Annotated in this window: 19 protein-coding genes; 7 read left to right on the top strand and 12 right to left on the bottom strand. The window is 61.6% G+C overall.

The window, feature by feature from the left end; genetic code table 11:
• The first annotated feature begins 6 nt into the window (after positions 1 to 6).
• From pqqB to pip, 5 genes are read left to right on the top strand one after another with little or no spacing between them, the layout of a single operon-like run.
• Complete coding sequence (gene pqqB, locus C8264_RS02425; protein ID WP_108459334.1) at positions 7 to 912, top strand: pyrroloquinoline quinone biosynthesis protein PqqB; 906 nt, start codon at positions 7 to 9, stop codon at positions 910 to 912.
• Positions 909 to 1,673 (top strand): pyrroloquinoline-quinone synthase PqqC, encoded by a 765-nt coding sequence (pqqC, locus tag C8264_RS02420; protein WP_108459333.1) that lies wholly within the window; start codon positions 909 to 911, stop codon positions 1,671 to 1,673. The genes pqqB and pqqC overlap by 4 nt, the downstream gene beginning before the upstream one ends.
• A complete protein-coding gene (gene pqqD, locus C8264_RS02415) occupies positions 1,673 to 1,993 on the top strand; it encodes a pyrroloquinoline quinone biosynthesis peptide chaperone PqqD (RefSeq protein WP_108459332.1) in 321 nt (106 codons plus the stop codon). The genes pqqC and pqqD overlap by 1 nt, the downstream gene beginning before the upstream one ends.
• Positions 1,990 to 3,204 (top strand): pyrroloquinoline quinone biosynthesis protein PqqE, encoded by a 1,215-nt coding sequence (gene pqqE / locus C8264_RS02410; RefSeq protein ID WP_108459331.1) that lies wholly within the window; start codon positions 1,990 to 1,992, stop codon positions 3,202 to 3,204. Before pqqD ends, pqqE begins: the two co-directional genes overlap by 4 nt.
• Positions 3,197 to 4,150 (top strand): prolyl aminopeptidase, encoded by a 954-nt coding sequence (gene pip / locus C8264_RS02405; protein ID WP_281261430.1) that lies wholly within the window; start codon positions 3,197 to 3,199, stop codon positions 4,148 to 4,150. The genes pqqE and pip overlap by 8 nt, the downstream gene beginning before the upstream one ends.
• A gap of 194 nt (positions 4,151 to 4,344) precedes the next feature.
• Here the strand turns inward: pip and ntrC are convergent, their stop codons facing one another.
• From ntrC to dusB, 3 genes are read right to left on the bottom strand one after another with little or no spacing between them, the layout of a single operon-like run.
• Positions 4,345 to 5,790 (bottom strand): nitrogen regulation protein NR(I), encoded by a 1,446-nt coding sequence (gene ntrC, locus C8264_RS02400; protein WP_108459329.1) that lies wholly within the window; start codon positions 5,788 to 5,790, stop codon positions 4,345 to 4,347.
• Positions 5,787 to 6,920, bottom strand: a complete 1,134-nt coding sequence (locus tag C8264_RS02395; protein WP_108459328.1) for a two-component system sensor histidine kinase NtrB — start codon at positions 6,918 to 6,920, stop codon at positions 5,787 to 5,789. Before C8264_RS02395 ends, ntrC begins: the two co-directional genes overlap by 4 nt.
• Positions 6,917 to 7,918: a tRNA dihydrouridine synthase DusB gene (gene dusB / locus C8264_RS02390; RefSeq protein WP_205245595.1), complete on the bottom strand. Its 1,002-nt coding sequence runs from the start codon at positions 7,916 to 7,918 to the stop codon at positions 6,917 to 6,919. The genes C8264_RS02395 and dusB overlap by 4 nt, the downstream gene beginning before the upstream one ends.
• Positions 7,919 to 8,097: 179 nt before the next feature.
• Between dusB and C8264_RS02385 the strand changes: the two genes are divergently transcribed.
• Positions 8,098 to 9,288, top strand: coding sequence for a bifunctional 2-C-methyl-D-erythritol 4-phosphate cytidylyltransferase/2-C-methyl-D-erythritol 2,4-cyclodiphosphate synthase (locus tag C8264_RS02385; protein ID WP_108459327.1), 1,191 nt, complete (start codon positions 8,098 to 8,100; stop codon positions 9,286 to 9,288).
• Positions 9,288 to 9,791, top strand: a complete 504-nt coding sequence (locus tag C8264_RS02380; protein ID WP_108459326.1) for a CinA family protein — start codon at positions 9,288 to 9,290, stop codon at positions 9,789 to 9,791. The genes C8264_RS02385 and C8264_RS02380 overlap by 1 nt, the downstream gene beginning before the upstream one ends.
• A 149-nt stretch (positions 9,792 to 9,940) precedes the next feature.
• Here C8264_RS02380 and C8264_RS02375 read toward each other — a convergent pair whose 3' ends face one another.
• The 9 genes from C8264_RS02375 to C8264_RS02335 all read right to left on the bottom strand — a co-directional run bounded on the left by C8264_RS02375 (position 9,941) and on the right by C8264_RS02335 (position 19,229).
• Entirely contained in the window at positions 9,941 to 10,384 is a 444-nt protein-coding gene (locus C8264_RS02375) for a type II toxin-antitoxin system RatA family toxin (protein ID WP_108459325.1), read from the bottom strand.
• A gap of 130 nt (positions 10,385 to 10,514) precedes the next feature.
• A complete protein-coding gene (gene lipA / locus C8264_RS02370) occupies positions 10,515 to 11,468 on the bottom strand; it encodes a lipoyl synthase (RefSeq protein ID WP_108459324.1) in 954 nt (317 codons plus the stop codon).
• 74 nt (positions 11,469 to 11,542) lie between these two features.
• On the bottom strand, positions 11,543 to 12,583 hold the full coding sequence (locus tag C8264_RS02365) for a Gfo/Idh/MocA family protein (RefSeq protein WP_108459323.1): 1,041 nt from the start codon (positions 12,581 to 12,583) through the stop codon (positions 11,543 to 11,545).
• Positions 12,584 to 12,702: 119 nt separating this feature from the next.
• Positions 12,703 to 14,142: a dihydrolipoyl dehydrogenase gene (gene lpdA / locus C8264_RS02360; protein WP_108459322.1), complete on the bottom strand. Its 1,440-nt coding sequence runs from the start codon at positions 14,140 to 14,142 to the stop codon at positions 12,703 to 12,705.
• 27 nt (positions 14,143 to 14,169) lie between these two features.
• A complete protein-coding gene (locus C8264_RS02355) occupies positions 14,170 to 14,811 on the bottom strand; it encodes an SGNH/GDSL hydrolase family protein (RefSeq protein ID WP_108459321.1) in 642 nt (213 codons plus the stop codon).
• Positions 14,812 to 14,823: 12 nt separating this feature from the next.
• Positions 14,824 to 16,197, bottom strand: a complete 1,374-nt coding sequence (locus tag C8264_RS02350) for a pyruvate dehydrogenase complex dihydrolipoamide acetyltransferase (protein WP_108459320.1) — start codon at positions 16,195 to 16,197, stop codon at positions 14,824 to 14,826.
• A gap of 11 nt (positions 16,198 to 16,208) precedes the next feature.
• Positions 16,209 to 17,606 carry a pyruvate dehydrogenase complex E1 component subunit beta gene (locus C8264_RS02345; protein WP_108459319.1) on the bottom strand — a complete coding sequence of 466 codons (1,398 nt, stop codon included), beginning with the start codon at positions 17,604 to 17,606 and terminating at the stop codon, positions 16,209 to 16,211.
• 89 nt (positions 17,607 to 17,695) lie between these two features.
• Positions 17,696 to 18,715 (bottom strand): pyruvate dehydrogenase (acetyl-transferring) E1 component subunit alpha, encoded by a 1,020-nt coding sequence (pdhA, locus tag C8264_RS02340; protein WP_108459318.1) that lies wholly within the window; start codon positions 18,713 to 18,715, stop codon positions 17,696 to 17,698.
• Between the two features lie 115 nt (positions 18,716 to 18,830).
• Positions 18,831 to 19,229 carry an FtsB family cell division protein gene (locus tag C8264_RS02335; protein ID WP_108459317.1) on the bottom strand — a complete coding sequence of 133 codons (399 nt, stop codon included), beginning with the start codon at positions 19,227 to 19,229 and terminating at the stop codon, positions 18,831 to 18,833.
• Positions 19,230 to 19,238: the final 9 nt, after the last annotated feature.

Raw genomic sequence — 19,238 nt, 5'->3', positions numbered from 1 at the left:
ATTCTCGTGATAAAAATCGTAATACTTGGAGCCGCGGCAGGTGGCGGCGTTCCGCAGTGGAACTGCGGCTGTGCCAATTGCCGGGCAGCGCGCAGCGACGCGGCCAAGGGCGCCGATCAGGCTTCGGCCGCCGTCAGCGCGGACGGTGAGCACTGGTTCCTGATCAACGCTTCGCCCGATATCCGCCAGCAGATTGCGGCCACCCCTGCCCTGCATCCCAAGGCTGGCCAGATGCGGCACTCTCCCATTGCCGGGGTGCTGCTCACCAATGGCGAGATCGATGCGATCGCCGGGCTGTTGACCTTGCGCGAAGGCTCCCCCTTCGCGCTTCATGCCCACCCTCGCGTGCACTCGATCCTTTCGGCGAATACCATCTTCAACGCGCTCAAGCCCGGGGTCGTCACGCGCCTGCCGATGGCGCTTGGCATCACCTTCAGCCCTGCCCTTCCGGATGGGAGTTCAACCGGGCTGGACATCACGCCCTTTGCGGCTCCAGGCAAGGTTGCCTTGTTCCTTGAGGATCATGACGGCCCTGATCCCGGTGACACACTGGGACTGAGGATCACCGACCGGGCAAGCGGGCGCAGCGTGGTGTTCCTGCCGGCCTGCGCTCGGCTGGACGACAACATATTGGCCAAGTTGGAAGAGGTCGAAGCCCTCTTCATTGATGGCACCCTGTGGCGGGATGACGAACTCATCGCGCAGGGTCTTGGCCAAAAGACCGGGCAGCGGATGGGCCACATCACCATGCAGGACGCCATCGCCGCCCTCGGCACGGCGAAGATCGGCCGCAAGTTCTTCTTTCACATCAACAATTCCAACCCTGCCTGGCAGCCGGCTTCGCCCGAGCGGCAGGCCTTGGAAGCTGCGGGCTGGACCATTCCCGCCCAAGGCATGGAGATCACCCTATGAGTTCGATGACGGCCCTGTCACTGGCTCCTGATACGCCCCTGGAAAACGCCGATCAGTTGGAAGTCCAGCTCCGGCATATTGGCGAAACGCGCTATCACAACCTGCATCCATTTCATCACCTGCTGCATGGCGGCAAGCTCAACAAGGGGCAGGTGCAGGCCTGGTCGCTCAACCGCTACTATTATCAGAGCACCATACCGATCAAGGATGCGGTGGTGGTCTCGCGGTTCCACGACCGCGCAACCCGCATCGAGTGGCGTCACCGCATTGCCGATCATGATGGAGACCTCGGGAGCGAAGGCGGTATCGAGCGCTGGCTGAAGCTGACCACCGGCCTTGGCTTGAACCCTGACTATGTGACTTCCACCGAAGGCATCCTCCCGGCCACGCGATTTGCCGTGGAAGCCTATGTCCACTTCGTGCGCGAACGCACACCCCTTGAAGCCATCGCGTCCTCGTTGACCGAGCTCTTTGCGCCCAATCTGCACCAGGAGCGCATTGCCGGGATGCTGGAGCACTACGACTTCATCGATCCCGACGTAATGAGCTACTTCTCCCGGCGGCTCGAGCAGGCCCCGCGCGACGCAGACTTTGCCCTCGACTACGTCAAGGCCCACGCCCGCACGCCGGAGGAAAGGCGCCTCGTGTGCAACGCGCTAATCTTCAAGACCAACGTTCTCTGGGTGCAACTCGACGCGCTCTATCATGCCTATGTGAGCGGGCACATTCCGCCCGGCGCCTTCGTGCCGGAGCAAAGCTGATGGAGACGGCACCCGCCGCAAGGCGTCGCATGGCTGTATCGCTTGAAAGTGTGCCGCGGCTGGCGCGCGGGGCCAAGCTGCGGCTGGACGAGACGCGTGGGCGCTGGGTGCTGTTGGTGCCCGAGCGCGTAATGGCACCCGATGACATAGCGGTGGAAGTTCTCCAGCTGTGCGACGGAGAAAAAAGCGTCGCCGCAATGATCAAGATACTGGCGGCGAAATACGCCGCTCCACCCGAGCGTATTGGCGCAGACGTCATCGAGATGCTGCAGGACCTGGCCGATTCGGGGTTCCTGATCGAGGGAAGGAAACAGCCATGAGCCCAACGGTGGACCCAAATAGCCTCAGCCTGCGCGCCGATCCACAGGACGGCGTGGCCCTGCTCGAAGGCAGCAACGGCTCGGTGGCTGCACGGTATGGGATTCCCCTGGCAGTGCTGCTCGAACTCACCCACCGCTGCCCCTTGCAGTGCCCCTATTGCTCCAACCCCGTGGAGATGGAGCGGACGAGCAATGAGCTGACCACCGAGGAATGGAAGCGCGTGCTGAACGAGCTGGCCGAAATCGGCGTGCTGCAGGTGCACTTTTCGGGTGGCGAGCCAACCGCGCGCAAGGACATCGTCGAACTCGTCCGGCACGCCAGCGAACTCGACCTCTACACCAACCTTATCACTTCGGCTGTGTTGCTTAACCGGGACAAGCTGGAAGCGCTCGCTGATGCAGGCCTCGCTCACATCCAGATCAGCTTTCAGGGCAGCGAGGCGAGCTTGGCCGATCGCGTCGGTGGGTTCCGCAATGGGCACGCCAAGAAGATCGAAGTGGCGCGTTGGGCGCGCGAGCTGGAACTGCCCTTGACGGTCAATGCCGTCATGCACCGCCAGAACCTGGATCAACTCGAATCGATCATCGCCATGGCGGTGGAGATGGACGCCGACCGGATCGAGGTCGCCAATGTCCAATACTATGGCTGGGCCCTCAAGAACCGGGCGGCGCTGATGCCAACCCTGGATCAACTCGACCGCGCCACCGATATCGTCGAAAACGCTCGCGTTCGGCTCAAGGGCATCCTCGATATCGATTTCGTCATCCCCGATTACTATGCTGATCGCCCGAAGAAATGCATGGGCGGCTGGGGCCGGCAGTTTTTCAACATCACGCCTGCGGGCAAGGTGCTGCCCTGCCATGCGGCCGAAACCATCACCGACCTTGATTTTCTCTCGGTGCGTTCAAACCACTCGATTGCCTGGATCTGGCACAATTCGGATGCCTTCAACCGCTACCGCGGCACCGATTGGATGCCGGAACCCTGCCAAAGCTGCGCCTTCAAGGAGATCGACTTCGGCGGCTGCCGCTGCCAGGCTTTCGCACTGACCGGTCGGGCAGACAACACCGATCCCGCCTGCTCGCTCTCCCCGCTGCACCAGACCATCTTCAACACGGCGCAGACTGAAGCGGAAAGTGGCAGCAAGCGCGTCATCTACCGCAACTTCTCCGGCGGCACGCTGGAAGCGGAGCCCAGCGACGGTGCCTGAGGACGAAGCAGGCTCCCTCACCCCGCTGACTACACAGATGCTGGCGGTAGGCGACGGCCACCGGCTCTATGTCGAGACCGTCGGGCGCGCGGACGGCACGCCGGTGGTTTACCTTCATGGCGGCCCCGGCAGCGGCTGTCAGCCGGCACATCGCCGATTGTTCGACCCGACTCGTTCTCGAGCCGTGCTGTTCGATCAGCGCGGCTGCGGCCGCAGCATGCCTTTCCGCTCGCGCGTGGCGAACGCCACCACCGACCTGATCGCCGATATGGAAGCGATCCGAACCGCCTTGAGGATCGACCGCTGGCTCGTGGTTGGCGGTTCCTGGGGCGCAACGCTGGCGCTGGCCTATGCCCAGACCCATCCGGAGCGCGTGAGCGGGATAGTGCTGCGGGCAACCTTTCTCGGAACGCGCGAAGAGTTGGAATGGGCTTTTCTCGGCGCCATGCCGCGGTTTTATCCGCGCCTCCATGCCGATTTTTTGGGCCTGCTCGATCCGGCTGAGCAAGCCTGTCCGCTCGATGCCTATTGGCGCCGCATTCTCGATCCGGATCCGTCCATTTACCGCCCCGCGGCCTGGGCCTGGCACGATGCAGAGCGCATCCTGTCCCAGATCGCTCCGCCTTCGGACCGGCTTGACCTTGCAGCCCGGATGGAAGGCACCGATCCAATTCCCTCCACACCATTCATGGAAGCCCATTACTTTTCCCATGAGTGCTTCCTCGCTCCGGGGCAGTTGATGCGGCAGGCGAACAACCTGCGCGGCATCCGCGGCCGGATCATCCAGGGCCGCTATGACCTGCTCTGCCCCCCGCAAACCGCTTACGCCTTGGCCGCACTCTGGCCCGAGGCACGAGTAATCCCGATTGCGGGCGCCGGGCATGGCCTGACCGAGCCCGGTATACAACAGGCAATGCGTAAGGCTATCAACGAACTTGGAGCTTAGGCGGCCTCCCATACCGCCATGCCGGCCCCTGCCCTTCGACCTCCAAATGCCTCAACGGCAGCGCTCTTGGCAGCCGACGCATCGCCAACGAGGCCAAGAGAATGATCACCACAACCGATATCCGCACGAGCCCAGTAAGCTGGCGACGAAGTTGCTGACAGGGCTGCGATACATTTCGGTCGGTGAGGCGATCCTCACCCCCGCCGGCTATGCTTCACGATCTCGATACTATGGGTCCGGATCTTCTTGCGCAGCGTATTCCTGTTCAGCCCCAGCAAATCCGCGGCCTTAATCTGATTGCCGCCACAGGCATTGAGCGCCATGGCAATCAGCGGCGCCTCAACCTTGTCGATCACGCGCTGGTAGAGCCCCGCGGGCGGAAGGTTAGGCTCGAACTCCCGCAACACCTGTCCCACATGGGTCTCCACGGCCATGGAAACATCCATCGGTCCAGTGGCGCTTGGCGCTGCCTGGCGGTCAACCATGTTGAGCTCGTTCTGTACTATTTCCGCCGAGATCGACTCATCCGCATAGAGCGCCGAAAGACGTCGAACGAGATTCTCCAGTTCCCGCACATTGCCGGGCCAGGAATAGTTCTGCATCAGTCGGATCGCTTCGGGCGAGATCGACTTTATCGGCTCCCCTTCCCGCTGAGCACTCTTGAGAAAGTGCGTGGCCAGATCGCCGACATCGTCCACACGCTCGCGCAACGGTGGCAAGCGGATAGGCACCACGTTTAGGCGGTAATACAAGTCCTCGCGAAACAGACCCTGCCGGATCATCTGGCTGAGGTCTCGGTGCGTGGCGGCGACAATACGCACATTGGTCTTGATCGAGGTCCGCCCCCCGACCATCGTATACTCGCCCTCCTGCAACACGCGCAGCAATCGTGTCTGGGCATCCATCGGCATGTCGCCGATTTCGTCGAGAAACAGCGTACCGCCCTCGGCCTGCTCGAAGCGGCCCGACGAGCGCGTATTGGCGCCGGTAAAAGCCCCCTTTTCGTGACCGAACAGTTCGGCCTCGATCAGATCACGCGGAATGGCCGCCATGTTGATCGCTACGAACGGCCCGTTCCGGCGCTTGCCGAAATCATGCAGCGCCCGTGCTACCAGTTCTTTGCCGGTGCCGCTCTCGCCGGTAATCATCACCGTCAAATCGGTCTGCATCAGCCGTGCCAGCGCACGATAAATATCCTGCATGGCGGTCGAGCGGCCCACCAGCGGCATGGTCTCGCCCGGCTCTTCCGCCTTGCGTTCAGCAGCGGTAGGCTTCTTGGCGTCCGCCAGCGCCCGCGCCACCACGGACAGCACCTCGGTGATATCGAACGGCTTGGGCAGATATTCATAGGCGCCCACTTCCGACGCCCGGATGGCCGTCATGAAAGTGTTCTGCGCACTCATCACAATCATCGGCAGATCCGGCCGCAATTTCTTGATCTTGGGCATCACCTCGAAGGCATTGCCGTCGGGCATGGCGACATCGGTGATCAGGATATCGCCTTCACCCCGGCTTACCCAATTCCACATGGTCGAGATATTGCCGGTCGGCCGCACCTCGTAGCCAGCGCGGGTCAACGCCTGGTTGAGCACCATGCGAATGGCTGCATCGTCATCGGCGAGCAGGACGACATGGCTCATTTTGCCACTTCCTCTTCAAACGGCATTTGGAAAGCCCCGCTCGCAATGGGGAGAAGAATTCTGAACTTTGTACGGCCCGACCGGCTCTCGCAATCGATCACCCCGCCATGATCGCCAACGATCTTGGCCACGAGCGGCAGGCCCAGGCCCGAGCCGTGCATTTTGGTCGTGACGAACGGGTCGAACAGGAACGGCATGATATCGGGCGGCACACCTGGCCCATTGTCCTCGATGACAATTTCGAGCGGCAGCGAAATGCGTTCCGACACCCCGGTGACGCTGATGCGGATACCCGGGCGGAATGCGGTCGAAATCTTGATCTCAGGTTTCTGCGTCCGCTCAAGGGCTTCCGACGCGTTCTTGACAAGGTTCAGGAACACCTGAATCAACTGGTCGCGGTTCCCATAGACCGGCGGCAGTGAAGGATCGTACTCTTCCGAGAAGGCGATACCCTGCGCCACGCCATTGCGCGCCAAGAGCTTAACCCGATCGAGCACCACATGAATATTGATCGGCTCGCGCTCCATCGGGCGCTCGTCACCGAACACTTCAACCCGGTCGATCAGATGGACGATACGGTCGGTTTCCTCGCGGATCAGCCGAGCCAGTGGAATTTCATCACTGTCGACCGTTTGCTCCAGCAGTTGCGCCGCACCGCGAATACCGGACAGCGGATTCTTGATTTCGTGGGCCAGCATGGCAGCAAGGCCCGTCACCGATCGCGCCGCGCCACGCGAAACCATCTGCCGGTCGATCTTGTCGGCCATGGTGCGCTCCTGCATCAAAAGCGCAATGCGGCCGTCGCTGTCCGACAAGGGGCTGGCGAATACATCGGCGATCCGCTCATCGCCAAAGCGCGACGAACCCACCCGCACGCGATATTCTGTCATCGGCGCGCGCCGCAACGCCACGGTTTCCACCAGCGAAATAATCGGCGAACCGAAGGCGATCAGATCGTCGAGTTTCTGGCGTGTCAGCATGCTTAGTGAGGCGCCGAAAAACGCCTCGGCCGCATAGTTCACGAAAACGATCTGTCGGTCTTCGGCACAAACGATGATCGGCTGCGGCAGAGCCTGCAGTACGGCGGTGGAGGGGATCGGCTCGGGGGCTGTGACCGGAACGGCGCTCATGCTGCCGCTTTCCAGCCGCCGGAGAAACTTGCACTGATCATGGCGATCACCTCGGCTGGAGTTTCATTATTGAGCAGAGCAGCCCGCGTCGGCTTGTCGAGGGCCAAGCCCGCCGCTTCGGCATACCAGTCGAGATGCTTGCGGGCGGCCCGCAGCCCGACCGCCGTGCCATAGTCGGTCAACATGCCCTCATATTGCTCGATGATGAGCGCCACCAATTCGTCACCCGTTGGCGCCTCGGGCCCCGCTTCACCGGCCAGCCCTGCCCCGATCTGCGAAACCGCCCAAGGCCTGCCCTGCGCCCCGCGCCCCAGCATCACCGCCGCAGCGCCCGATTGTTCCAGCGCCTCACGGGCACTTTCCAGGTCCACGATGTCGCCATTGACCACAACCGGAACGTCCACGGCCTCGACCACGGCGCGCACCAGCTCCCAGCGCGCCTGCCCCTTGTAGAACTGCTGCCGCGTCCGCCCATGCACGGTGATCATCCTGGCGCCGGCATCAACTGCCCGCCGCGCCATCTCCGGTGCGTTGAGGCTTTCATCATCCCAGCCGAGCCGCATCTTGACCGTCACCGGCAGCGGCGTTGCCGCGACTACCGCGTCGATCAGCGTCATCGCATGATCCGGCACGCGCATCAGCGCCGAACCGGCGAAGCCGTTGGTCACGCGCTTGGAAGGGCAGCCGAAATTGATGTCAATGATATCGGCGCCAGCGTCGTGGGCGATTTTGGCGCCCTTGGCCATCCACTCGGCCTCGCAGCCGGCCAGTTGCACCATATGCGGCAGGCTGTCCGGTTTGCCCAGCCGGCGCAGCATGTCCTGGTTGCCCGCATTGAGCGCGCTGCTGGCGATCATCTCTGAAACGACCATTCCCGCGCCAAACCGCTCAGCGATTCTGCGGAAAGGGCGGTCGGTTATCCCCGCCATCGGCGCCAGAAAAGCATTGTTGCGCACCTCATGGCCGCCGATGCTCAACTTGCAGGCACTATAAGCCACTAATTGCCCCAGAAATGATCACGACCAAAATAGTGCCTGCATAATAGTCAAAACCGTGCGCAGTGCAACAGGCTTGGCTGCGGCAAACATGCTTCAGCAGCCCTGCACTTGCCGCATGCCGGAGCGGGCGCTAGACCACGGAGTTGTGACGGTTTCAAGTCTTGAGTGTTGTGCCTCCCATGCGTCAGAAATCCATCGCCGTCATCATCGTCGCCGCCGGCAAGGGCGAACGCGTCAGCACCGATGGCGTGCCTGATCCCAAGCAATACCGGCTTGTCGCGGGCGTTCCGGTACTTTCCCGGACGGCGCAGGCGTTCCTCGAGCATCCAGCAGTTAGTCAGGTGCTGGTCGTCATCCACCCCGATCACGCCGAACGCTACGCCGCCCTCGATCTCGCCCATCCAAACCTGATGTCGCGCGTCATCGGCGGCCCCACAAGGCAAGCCTCCGTGCTGGAAGGCCTCAAGACCCTGGCGCCGCTACGCCCTGACCTCGTCCTCATCCAGGATGCCGCCCGGCCCTTCGTCACCCCTGCGCTCATCGACAACGTCATTACAGCACTCGACCAACACGAAGGTGCCCTGCCCGCGCTCCCCGTCACCGACACCATAAAGCGCACGCTCGATGGCCAACTGGTCGCCACCACCGAAGATCGCAGCCAACTCGCCGCCGCCCAAACGCCCCAAGGCTTCCGCTTCAGCCCGATCTTCTCCGCCCATATGCGCGCGACCACCATTCGCCGCCCGTTCACCGACGACGCCGAGATCGCCGAATGGGCAGGTCTCAGTGTCGCGCTGGTGCCCGGCGACCGCAACAACATCAAGATCACCCACCCCGACGACTTTGCCCGCGCCGAGCGGATCATTCATGGAGATAACCCTGTGGAAACCCGCATTGGCACTGGCTTTGACGTGCATCAGTTCGAGCCGGGCGACGCCGTCTGGCTGGGCGGGGTCAAAATCCCTCACCACGCCAGGCTCAAGGGCCATTCCGATGCCGACGTTGCTCTCCACGCGCTGACCGACGCTATCCTTGGCGCGATTGGCGAAGGCGATATCGGCGTCCACTTCCCCCCCTCCGACATGCAGTGGAAGGGCGTTGCCTCCGTCGTATTCCTCAAGCACGCCGGTGAACTCGTTGCAAAAGCCGGTGGACGCATCGTCAATCTCGACGTGACAATCGTCTGCGAAGCGCCGAGGATCGTCCCGCACGTACCGGCTATGCGCGAAGTGATTGCTCAAACACTTGGAATTGCGATCTCACGTATCGCAATCAAGGCAACCACCAACGAGCAACTCGGGTTTATCGGGCGGGAGGAAGGCATGGTAGCAATGGCGAGCGCAAGCATCGAAATGCCGAGGGGCGACTGATGGCCGCCCCGGCAAAATCGCCCAGCACGGGCAAGCAGATCATCGACGTTCTGGCAGCAGCCAACAAGACCATCGTTACGGCTGAAAGCTGTACCGGCGGCATGATCGCCGCGGCATTGACCGACATTCCCGGTTCATCCGCCGCCTTCTACGGCGGCTACGTCACCTATGCCAACACCGCCAAATCCCGCATGATCCACGTCCAGGCACGTCTCATCCGCGACTACGGCGCCGTCAGCAACCAGGTGGCCCGCGCCATGGCGGATGGCGCGCGCAATACTGCGCGGGCAGACTATGCCGTGGCCGTCACCGGCATTGCCGGCCCCGATGGCGGAAGCGAGAAAAAGCCCGTTGGCCTCGTCTATGTCGCGGTATCATCGGAACTCGCCACCGTCGTCATCGAACACAAATTCGGTGACCTCGGCCGCGACGGCATCCGCAAAGCCAGCGTCGGCGCGGCACTGGACTTGGTGCTACAGGTACTGACGAGCGACCAGGACTAAGTGGCTGGTGCCACACCCTCGTGGTTCGAGGCTCGCTAAAGCAGCGCACCTCACCATGAGGGCTACTGGTACGCCGAGTTCAAAGTAGCCCTCATTGTGAGGTGCGAGTTCTTCACGAGCCTCGAACCACGAGGGCCTAGCACAATCCCTCAGTCCCCGAACCGCCGATCCGCTTCCTCGCAAAACGCCCGCATGATCTCTTCCTGCTTCGCCGCGAAGGCGGGTTCCGCCACAGCGGCGATGAACACGTTTGAAATCTTGAAATCGATCTCGAACTTCACCCGCGTGCCCTGCCCCTCCGGCTCAAAGCTCCACACGCTGTCGAGATAGGCGAATGGCCCATCCACCGCCTTGGCGCGAATGGTCAGCGCCACCGGGTCAGTGGTCACGCGGCTGGTATAGGACTGCGTGATCGGCCCAAAAAACAGTGTCATCTTGGCCAGCACGACATTGGCGTCCCCCGCCGCCGGGTCGGGGCGCACATCCATCGCCTTGCAGTTGGGAATAAAGCGTGGGTAATCGCGCAGATCGGCGACGATCTCGAACATGCGCTGCGGCAGGTGCGGCACGTGCCGCTCAAAAAAACGCTTCATCTGGCTTTCAGTACAGGGGAGGCCTCATGGTGAGCCTGTCGAACCACGAGGCCTGGAACGCGAAGGATGCCTCGTCCTTCGACAGGCTCAGGATGAGGCCTACTGGATGTAGGCTGGACCGGCAACTATCCTAATGCCCCAGCTTTGCCATGCGCGCGGCCCTGAGCGCAGCAAAATCCTCACCCGCATGGTGCGAGGACCGCGTCAGCGGGCTCGAAGACACCAGTGAGAACCCCTTAGCCGTCGCAACCGTCGCAAAGGACTTGAACTCGTCCGGCGTCACGAAACGCTGCAGCGGGTAATGCTTCTTGGTCGGCTGCAGATATTGCCCGATGGTGAGAAAATCCACATCGGCAGAACGCAGATCGTCCATCAACTGCAGCACTTCGTTCCGCTCTTCGCCCAGGCCCACCATAATCCCCGACTTGGTGAACATGGTCGGATCGAGTTCCTTCACCTTTTGCAGCAATCGGATCGAATGGAAGTACCGCGCACCAGGGCGCACCTTGAGGTATTTTGACGGCACCGTTTCCAGATTGTGGTTGAACACATCCGGCTTAGCGGCCACCACGATTTCCAGCGCGCCTTCCTTGCGCAGGAAGTCCGGCGTCAGAATTTCGATGGTGGTCTTGGGATTGCGCGCGCGGATCGCCAGGATCACATCGGCAAAATGCTGCGCGCCACCATCGGCCAGATCGTCCCGGTCGACCGAGGTAATCACCACATGCTCAAGGCCAAGCTTCTGGACTGCCAACGCCACCTTTTCGGGTTCGCTCGGGTCCAGTGGTCCAGGCATGCCGGTGCGCACATTGCAGAAGGCGCAGGCGCGCGTGCAGATCTCGCCCATGATCATCATGGTCGCGTGCTTCTTGCTCCAGCACTCCCCGATATTGGGGCAGCCCGCCTCCTCGCACACGGTCACCAGCCCATGCTCACGCACAATCTGCTGGGTTTCCTTGTAGACCGGGGAGCCCGGCGCCTTGACGCGGATCCAGTCCGGCTTGCGCAGCACGACGCTGTCCGGCCGGTTGGCTTTTTCGGGGTGGCGCGGCTTGAGCGCCGAATTGTCGATGAGCGTAACCAATTTTGGTCCTGACTGGGCAGTGTGCCCGCTATATCGCTCCCAAACGCAGCCGGTTCAACCCGGCCTTCTTCAAACTATTGCAATACTTCGGCGATCTCCACCCAATCGCCACCGCGAGAGGCCGAGAGAATCGTCGCCTGCACCAGGGCAAGGGAATGCAGATTGTCCTCGCCCGAACTGAACCGCGCCGGCATCGTCCCGGTTTCGATGACACGGGCAATCGCAGCCAATGTTCCCACCCGGTCGCTAAATTGCAGCGGCTCCAGTTCCGCAGGCGTCGTTTCGCCATCCAGTGGCCGAAGGCTCAGCCGATCCGGACCGGCCTTTCCCATGAAGTGATCGCGTGAAGTCCAGATGATCTGCCCTTCCGAACAGTCCATCGTCCACTCGCCGGCCCAAGGGGTCACCGGACCGCTGCTCATCCAGCTACCGCGATAGGAAACAATGGTTCCCTTTTCGAACTCAAGCGTCGCGACCCCGATTGGATGATGACCGAACGGGCTGGCGGGCGGATTCCATGTGCGACAGGAAACGCGCTTGGCATTATCCCCCAAAACCATTCGCATCAGGTCGAAATGGTGGATCGACATATCCGCCAGAAGCGGATCGGGCATGTCCCAATACCGATACCCCTGGCTCGGCGCGTGACGGCGGAAGTCGATGGACACTAAATTCACCGGGCCGAACTTCTGTGCGCCGATGAGCTCGGCCGCCGCGATCGGCGCCGGTTGGAACCGGTAGTTCTGGCTCACCATCAGCACCCGGCCATTGGCCTTGGCCAGCTCAACCAGTTCCTTGCCTTGCTCGATTGTCGATGCAAATGGCTTTTCCACAATGACACTGAGGCCAAGTTCCAGGCACCGCTTGACCACCGGATAATGCGCTTCGGTCCGCAAGGTGCAGATGGCCAGTTCCGCCTTACCCGCTTTTGCGGCTTCATCGAGGCTCGTGAACAGCAGGTTCTCGGGAACGTTGAGCTCGTTTCGAACCCGCTCCGTGGCCTCCGGACTGGAGTCCACATAAGCGACCATCTCGACATTGGGAACTTTGGGGATAACCTCCTTGGACCAGCTGAATCCCCAATGTCCGAGCCCGATCTGGATTGCCTTGACCATGTGGATAACTCCTTTGCGTTCGGGGCGCGCCCTCGTGGTTCGACAAGCTCACCATGAGGGCTCCCCAATTCCAGTAGACCTCATCTCGGGCCTGTCGAGGACGAGGCCGTGGCAGGATGTCAGATATTCAACGCACGTCCATAAGCGTCCAGCACACTTTCCTTCATCGCTTCACTCAATGTCGGATGCGGGAAAATAGTGTGGATCAGCTCTTCCTCGGTCGTCTCGAGGTTCATCGCGATCACGAACCCCTGGATCAGCTCGGTCACCTCGGCACCAACCATATGCGCGCCCAGAAGTTCACCGGTCTTTGCGTCGAAGATCGTCTTCACCAAACCATCGGGCTCGCCCAGCGCAATGGCCTTGCCATTGCCCACGAACGGGAACCGCCCAACTTTGATTTCGCGCCCAGCTTCCTTGGCCTTGGCTTCGGTCAGCCCAACGCTCGCCACCTGCGGCTCGCAATAGGTGCAACCCGGCACCTTGGTCTTATCCAAACCGTGGACATTCAGCCCAGCAATCTTTTCGACGGTAATCACCGCCTCATGCTCGGCCTTGTGCGCCAGCATCGGCGGACCGGCCACATCACCAATCGCCCAGATGCCATCCACACTGGTCTTGCCATAGTGGTCGATCACGATCGCGCCGCGTTCCGTCTTAACGCCCACGGTTTCAAGACCGAGGTTCTCAATGTTGCACTGCACGCCAACGGCCGAAATAAGCTTCTCGCCCGAAATCTGCTGCTTGGAGCCGTCCTTGAGCTCCACATGCGCCGTGACACCATCGGCGGTCTTTTCCACTTTGGCGACCTTCGCATCGGTCAGGATCTTGATCCCACGCTTCTCCAGCCGCTTGCGGGCCAGACCGGCAATCTCCGCATCCTCGACCGGCATGATCTGCGGCAAAAGCTCGATGATGGTCACCTCGGCGCCCATCGAGCGATAGAACGACGCAAACTCAACGCCAATCGCGCCCGACCCCATCACCACCAGCGATTTCGGCATGGCGGCCGGCTTCATCGCCTCGAAATAGGTCCAGATCTTGTCGCCATCGGGCTCGATCCCCGGCAACACGCGCGGCCGCGCACCGGTCGCGATAATGATGTTCTTGGCTTTGTAGGTCCCCTCGCCCAGCGCATTCTTCGGCACTGGTCCCTGCGGCTGCACGATCGGCTTCTTGGTGGGCGCAACCCGCACTTCACCCGGCTTCGTGATAACGGCTTCGCCCCAGATGATGTCGACCTTGTTCTTCTTCATCAGGAACTGCACGCCATTGTTCATCTGCGCTGCAATAGCGCGCGAACGCTTGACGACACCATCGATGTGGAAGCCGAACTTCTCGGCCGTCAGCCCGTAATCCTTGGCGTGGCTCATATGCCCATAGACCTCGGCCGAGCGCAGCAGCGCCTTGGTCGGGATGCAGCCCCAGTTCGAGCAGATGCCAGCCATATGCTCGCGCTCGATAATGCCCACCTTCATGCCCAGTTGCGCACCACGAATGGCAGCAACATAGCCACCAGGGCCGGCGCCGATCACGAGAAGGTCGTATTGGTCAGCCATTTGGGCCTCCAGAATGGTCTAGTCGGGTCACAGACCCAGCATTTGTGTAACGAGCGGAGCAAGTCCCTCGCCTATGGCGCGGGTATTTGCCGGATCGAGATGAACGCCGTCGGCGCGGTCGGCAACGGCCACGCTTGCGGCGTTGAAATACCCCACGCCAAGTTCGTTGGCGACGCGGCTATAGTAAAAATCGAACAGCTTGGCTTCGTCAGCGCGCGGCGCGAACATCGGGTGTAGATCGACATGGTCGGTCTCCACCGTCAGCGGCGGCGCCACGACGATCACCTGCGGAATGGCCGTGCCCGCATCATAAGGATGCGTCCGCACGATCTGCACCAGCCGCTTGACCCCCATGGCCGCGCCGAACGCCGTACCATTGAGATAGACCTTGAGGTCATTGGTGCCCAGCATGATGATGACGAGGTCGAGCGGCTTGTGGCTCTCGAGCAAAGTCGGCAACACCCGCGCCCCATTGCGGTCCGCAACATTCGAAAAGTCATCGAACACCGTAGTGCGACCGCCAAGCCCCTCGGCAATCACCCGAGCCTTGCCACCAATCGCACTCTCCAGCGCCGTCGGCCACCGATCCTCAAACGCATGCCGCTGCCCATTCGGCTGCGGATTAGCCCCAAACGTCAGGCTATCGCCATAGGCAAGAATGGTTTTCATGCCGTTTTGCCCCTACGCAAGCATCATGACCGGGTTTTCGATCAGGTCCTTGAACACGCCGAGCACTTCGGCGCCCAGCGCGCCATCGACGGAGCGATGGTCGCAGCTGAGGGTGCAGGTCATGAACTGGCCGATCTTGATCTCGCCCTTTTCCGCATAGACCCGCTCCTCGCCAACGCCGACCGCCAGGATCGTGCCATGCGGCGGATTGATGACGGCGCCGAACTCCTTGATACCGAACATGCCCAGGTTGGAAACCGACGAAGCACCACCCTGATATTCATGCGGCGCCAGCTTCTTGTTGCGGGCACGGGTCGCGAGGTCCTTGACCTCTTCGGAAATTTCCCGAAGCGTCTTGGTATCGCAGGACTTCACCACCGGGGTGAACAATCCGCCCGGCACGGCCACGGCAACCGCCACGTCGCTGCGCTTGTGGTAGAGGATAGAGTCGACCGCCCAGGTCGCATTCGCCGCCGGAACCCGCTGCAGCGCAACAGCCCACGCCTTCATCACGAAGTCATTGACCGAGAGCTTATAGCCCGGCTTGCCGTCCTTGCCCTTCGGCGCAGAGTTGTTGATCTGCTCGCGCGCCGCCATCAGCGCATCGATCTTGCAATCCAGCGTCAGATAGAAATGTGGCACCGTCTGCTTGGATTCGGTGAGGCGCTGCGCCACGACCTTGCGCATGCTGTCGTTGGGCACGAGCTCGTATGAGCCTTCCGGATAAAGCGCCAGGACCTGCGCCTTGGTCATGCCCATAGGCGCGGCACCACCGCCAGCCGGCGCCCCCGCAGCAGAAGCCGCAGCCTTAAGCGGCGTCTTGCCGGACTTGGCCGCTTCCACGTCCGATTTCACCACGCGCCCCTTGGGACCCGAACCGCTGATCGCCGAAACGTCGATCCCGGCTTCCTTGGCCAAGCGACGTGCCAACGGCGAAGCGAAGACCTTGCCTCCCTCCGGCTTGCTGGCCGGAGCAGCCGCAGATGGCGCGCTTGTTCCGGTATTGCTGTTGGCAACCGGCGCCGTCGCATTGCTCGGCGTATCCTTGTCGCGCATCAGCGTACCAGCATCAGCCTTCGGCACTTCCGCGGCCTTGGGTGCCTCAGCCGCTGGCGCAGGAGCTGCAGCTGCATCGGCGCTTTCGCCTTCCTGCAGCAGCACGGCGATGACGGCGTTGACCTTTACACCCTCGCTACCCTCGGCAACCATGATCTTGCCGATCTTGCCCTCATCCACGGCCTCGACTTCCATCGTGGCCTTGTCGGTTTCGATCTCGGCGATCACGTCACCCGAGGAGACGCTGTCGCCCTCCTTGACGTGCCACTTGGCGAGCTTGCCCTCTTCCATCGTCGGAGAGAGCGCCGGCATGGTGATATTGATCGGCATCCCAGATCTCCTTACGAGCGGTAGGTGACGGCGTTGACCGCTGCCACCACTTCATCGACGTTCGGCAGCGCCAGCTTTTCAAGGTTGGCAGCATAGGGCATCGGCACATCCTTGCCGGCCACGCGCATCACTGGCGCATCGAGATAGTCGAACGCCTGCTCCATCACGCGCGCCGAAAGCTCCGCCCCGATACCGCCCTGCGGCCAGCCTTCTTCCACGGTCACGAGGCGCCCGGTCTTCTTGACCGACTCGATCACCGTGTCGCTATCCATTGGACGCAGCGTGCGCAGATCGATCAGTTCCACATCGACACCAGCCGCCACCAGTTTCTCGGTCGCCTGCGTCGCGTAACGCATGCCCATCGAGAACGACACGATGGTCACGTCAGCACCCTTGCGGGCAATGCGCGCCTTGCCGATCGGTAGCAGGAAATCATCCATCTTGGGCACAAGGCCTGTGGAGCCATAGAGAACCTCGTTCTCGAGGAACACCACCGGATTGGGCGACCGGATCGCCGACTTCAGCAACCCCTTGGCATCAGCGGCGCTATAAGGCGCGATGACCGTGAGACCCGGAACATGGGAATACCATGCCGAGAAATCCTGGCTGTGCTGCGCACCCACGCGCGCTGCCGGACCGTTCGGGCCGCGGAACACCATGGGTGCCTTCACCTGCCCGCCCGACATATAGAGCTGCTTGGCCGCCGAGTTGATGATCTGGTCGATCGCCTGCATGGCAAAGTTCCAGGTCATGAATTCAACGATTGGCTTCAGCCCCGCAAACGCCGCACCAACCGCCAAACCCGCAAAGCCGTGCTCGGTGATCGGCGTATCGACAACGCGCTCGGGTCCGAACTCTTCCAGCAGGTTTTGGGTGATCTTGTAGGCGCCCTGATACTGGGCAACTTCCTCGCCCATGATGAAAACGTCCTTGTCGCGGCGCAGCTCTTCGGCCATCGCCTCGTTCAAGGCCTGCCGAACAGTCATCTCGACCATTTCCACGCCTTCGGGCAGGTCGGGATCGTTCTGCGCGGTGAACTTGGGTGCTTCAGCTGCCGGAGAGGACTTGGCCTCGGCGGGCACGGTCGCGGCTTCGGCCACAGCCGACTGGCCTTCCGGATCAGACGAACCGGTCTGCGCCGCGGGACGATTCCCCTCGCCCACTTCCTCGCCTTCGCCCAGCACCAGCGCGATAGGCGTATTCACTTTCACGCCCTCGGTGCCTTCTTCGATCATCAGCTCCTTGACGGTGCCGCCATCGACCGCTTCCACTTCCATGGTCGCCTTGTCGGTCTCGATTTCGGCCAGCACATCGCCGGGCGAAACGGTATCACCGATCTTGACCAGCCATTTGGAGAGCTTGCCCTCCTCCATGGTCGGCGACAGCGCGGGCATCAGGATTTGAGGCATATAAGCTCTCCAGCAATGAGACGCCGGGCATCAGGGGCCACGCGGCGGGCAGATGGGTGAATATTCAGCGCGGCGGCGCCCGCCTTGGGTCAGGCGCTGATGGTGATGTCAGTCCACAGTTCAGCCGGATCGGGCTCTTTGTCGTTGGTCGCAAAATCGGCTGCTTCCGTGACAATGGCGCGAATCTCGCTTTCGATGGCCTTCAGTTGCTCTTCGCTCTGGTGACCGCCTTCCAGCAGCCGCGCCTTGACCTGCTCGATCGGGTCGCGTTCCTGGCGGTACTTGGTCACTTCGTCCTTGGTGCGATACTTCGCCGGGTCGGACATCGAGTGGCCGCGATAGCGATAGGTCAGCATTTCGAGAATGTACGGCCCCTTCCCGGAGCGCGCATGCTCGATGGCCCGCTGCGACGCGTCATAAACCATGCGCACGTCCATGCCATCGACCTGCTCGCCCGGAATGTCGAACGAAGCGCCGCGCTTGGAAAAATCAGTGGTTGCCGACGAGCGCTCGGTAGACGTGCCCATGGCGTATTTGTTGTTTTCGATAATGAACACAACCGGCAGGTTCCAGAGCTTTGCCATGTTGAAGCTCTCATAGACCTGGCCCTGGTTGGCCGCGCCGTCGCCGAAATAGGCCAGCGACACCGAATCGTCGCCACGGTACTTCGCTGCAAAGGCAAGGCCTGCCCCCAGCGAAACCTGCGCACCCACGATGCCGTTGCCGCCATAGAATCGATGCTCATTGGAGAACATGTGCATCGAGCCGCCCTTGCCCTTGGACAAGCCGCCCTCGCGACCGGTCAACTCGGCCATGACGCCTTTGGGGTCCAGCCCCATCACCAGCATATGCCCGTGGTCGCGATAGCCGGTGATCTGGGCATCCTTGCCCTTCTCGCTGGCCATGGTGACGCCGGTCACCACGGCTTCCTGGCCGATATAAAGATGGCAGAACCCACCGATCAGGCCCATGCCATACATCTGGCCGGCCTTTTCCTCGAAACGCCGGATCAGCAGCATTTCGCGGTAGGCTTCGAGGTCCTGCTCTGGAGTGAACTGGGGTAGGTTGGATTGCGTCTTGGCCTGAGTGGCCACAGCTTTACGCGCCATTGAGAACGCTCCGCATCGGAAATGATTTGCCGCTTGGCCGGAGTTGGCCACATTGCCGCATCATAACGCAAGCTGCTGCTAGAACACAATGCTCCTGCGCCGACGCAATGACAGCTTAAAGCGTTGGCTCCGCTGCGATAATTGCACTTAACTGATCTTCAGGTAATTCTGAGAATGAACCGGAAAGTGGTTTACCCGTCGCAGGATCGACCATGACGAGAATGTCGTCGGCATGCGCCATATTGAGCAGCGCCCTGGCGCGTTCGGTAATGATATCAGGATCCAGCCGCCGCGTATCCATCAGTGTAGCACGGTGACGATACGCATCGATTTCGGCCTGCAACGCCGCCGATTTGTTCTTTAGCTGATCGATATCGATCAGGATTTGCGTCCGGTTTTCGATTCCGAACTGTCCACCGATAGCAGAAAATCCCAGATAACCCTGGAAGCTCAAAAGAGCTGCGGTGAGCGCCAGCGGGCGCCAGATAGCGGGTCGTTTGAGACGGGTGGGCATGGGCAACCG

It is taken from the genome of Devosia naphthalenivorans (genome assembly GCF_003056355.1).
Taxonomy (GTDB): domain Bacteria; phylum Pseudomonadota; class Alphaproteobacteria; order Rhizobiales; family Devosiaceae; genus Devosia; species Devosia naphthalenivorans.
The sequence above is the reverse complement of the archived record's forward strand: the minus strand, read 5'-3'. Positions and strand labels throughout refer to the sequence as shown.

Bases quoted from the DNA above. Each gene is read 5' to 3' on its own strand.
- pqqC (WP_108459333.1), top strand. From the start codon at position 909: ATGAGTTCGATGACGGCCCTGTCACTGGCTCCTGATACGCCCCTGGAA.
- pqqD (WP_108459332.1), top strand. From the start codon at position 1,673: ATGGAGACGGCACCCGCCGCAAGGCGTCGCATGGCTGTATCGCTTGAA.
- pqqE (WP_108459331.1), top strand. From the start codon at position 1,990: ATGAGCCCAACGGTGGACCCAAATAGCCTCAGCCTGCGCGCCGATCCA.
- ntrC (WP_108459329.1), bottom strand. From the start codon at position 5,790: ATGAGCCATGTCGTCCTGCTCGCCGATGACGATGCAGCCATTCGCATG.
- C8264_RS02395 (WP_108459328.1), bottom strand. From the start codon at position 6,920: ATGAGCGCCGTTCCGGTCACAGCCCCCGAGCCGATCCCCTCCACCGCC.
- C8264_RS02385 (WP_108459327.1), top strand. From the start codon at position 8,098: ATGCGTCAGAAATCCATCGCCGTCATCATCGTCGCCGCCGGCAAGGGC.
- C8264_RS02380 (WP_108459326.1), top strand. From the start codon at position 9,288: ATGGCCGCCCCGGCAAAATCGCCCAGCACGGGCAAGCAGATCATCGAC.
- C8264_RS02375 (WP_108459325.1), bottom strand. From the start codon at position 10,384: ATGAAGCGTTTTTTTGAGCGGCACGTGCCGCACCTGCCGCAGCGCATG.
- C8264_RS02365 (WP_108459323.1), bottom strand. From the start codon at position 12,583: ATGGTCAAGGCAATCCAGATCGGGCTCGGACATTGGGGATTCAGCTGG.
- lpdA (WP_108459322.1), bottom strand. From the start codon at position 14,142: ATGGCTGACCAATACGACCTTCTCGTGATCGGCGCCGGCCCTGGTGGC.
- C8264_RS02355 (WP_108459321.1), bottom strand. From the start codon at position 14,811: ATGAAAACCATTCTTGCCTATGGCGATAGCCTGACGTTTGGGGCTAAT.
- C8264_RS02350 (WP_108459320.1), bottom strand. From the start codon at position 16,197: ATGCCGATCAATATCACCATGCCGGCGCTCTCTCCGACGATGGAAGAG.
- C8264_RS02345 (WP_108459319.1), bottom strand. From the start codon at position 17,606: ATGCCTCAAATCCTGATGCCCGCGCTGTCGCCGACCATGGAGGAGGGC.
- pdhA (WP_108459318.1), bottom strand. From the start codon at position 18,715: ATGGCGCGTAAAGCTGTGGCCACTCAGGCCAAGACGCAATCCAACCTA.
- C8264_RS02335 (WP_108459317.1), bottom strand. From the start codon at position 19,229: ATGCCCACCCGTCTCAAACGACCCGCTATCTGGCGCCCGCTGGCGCTC.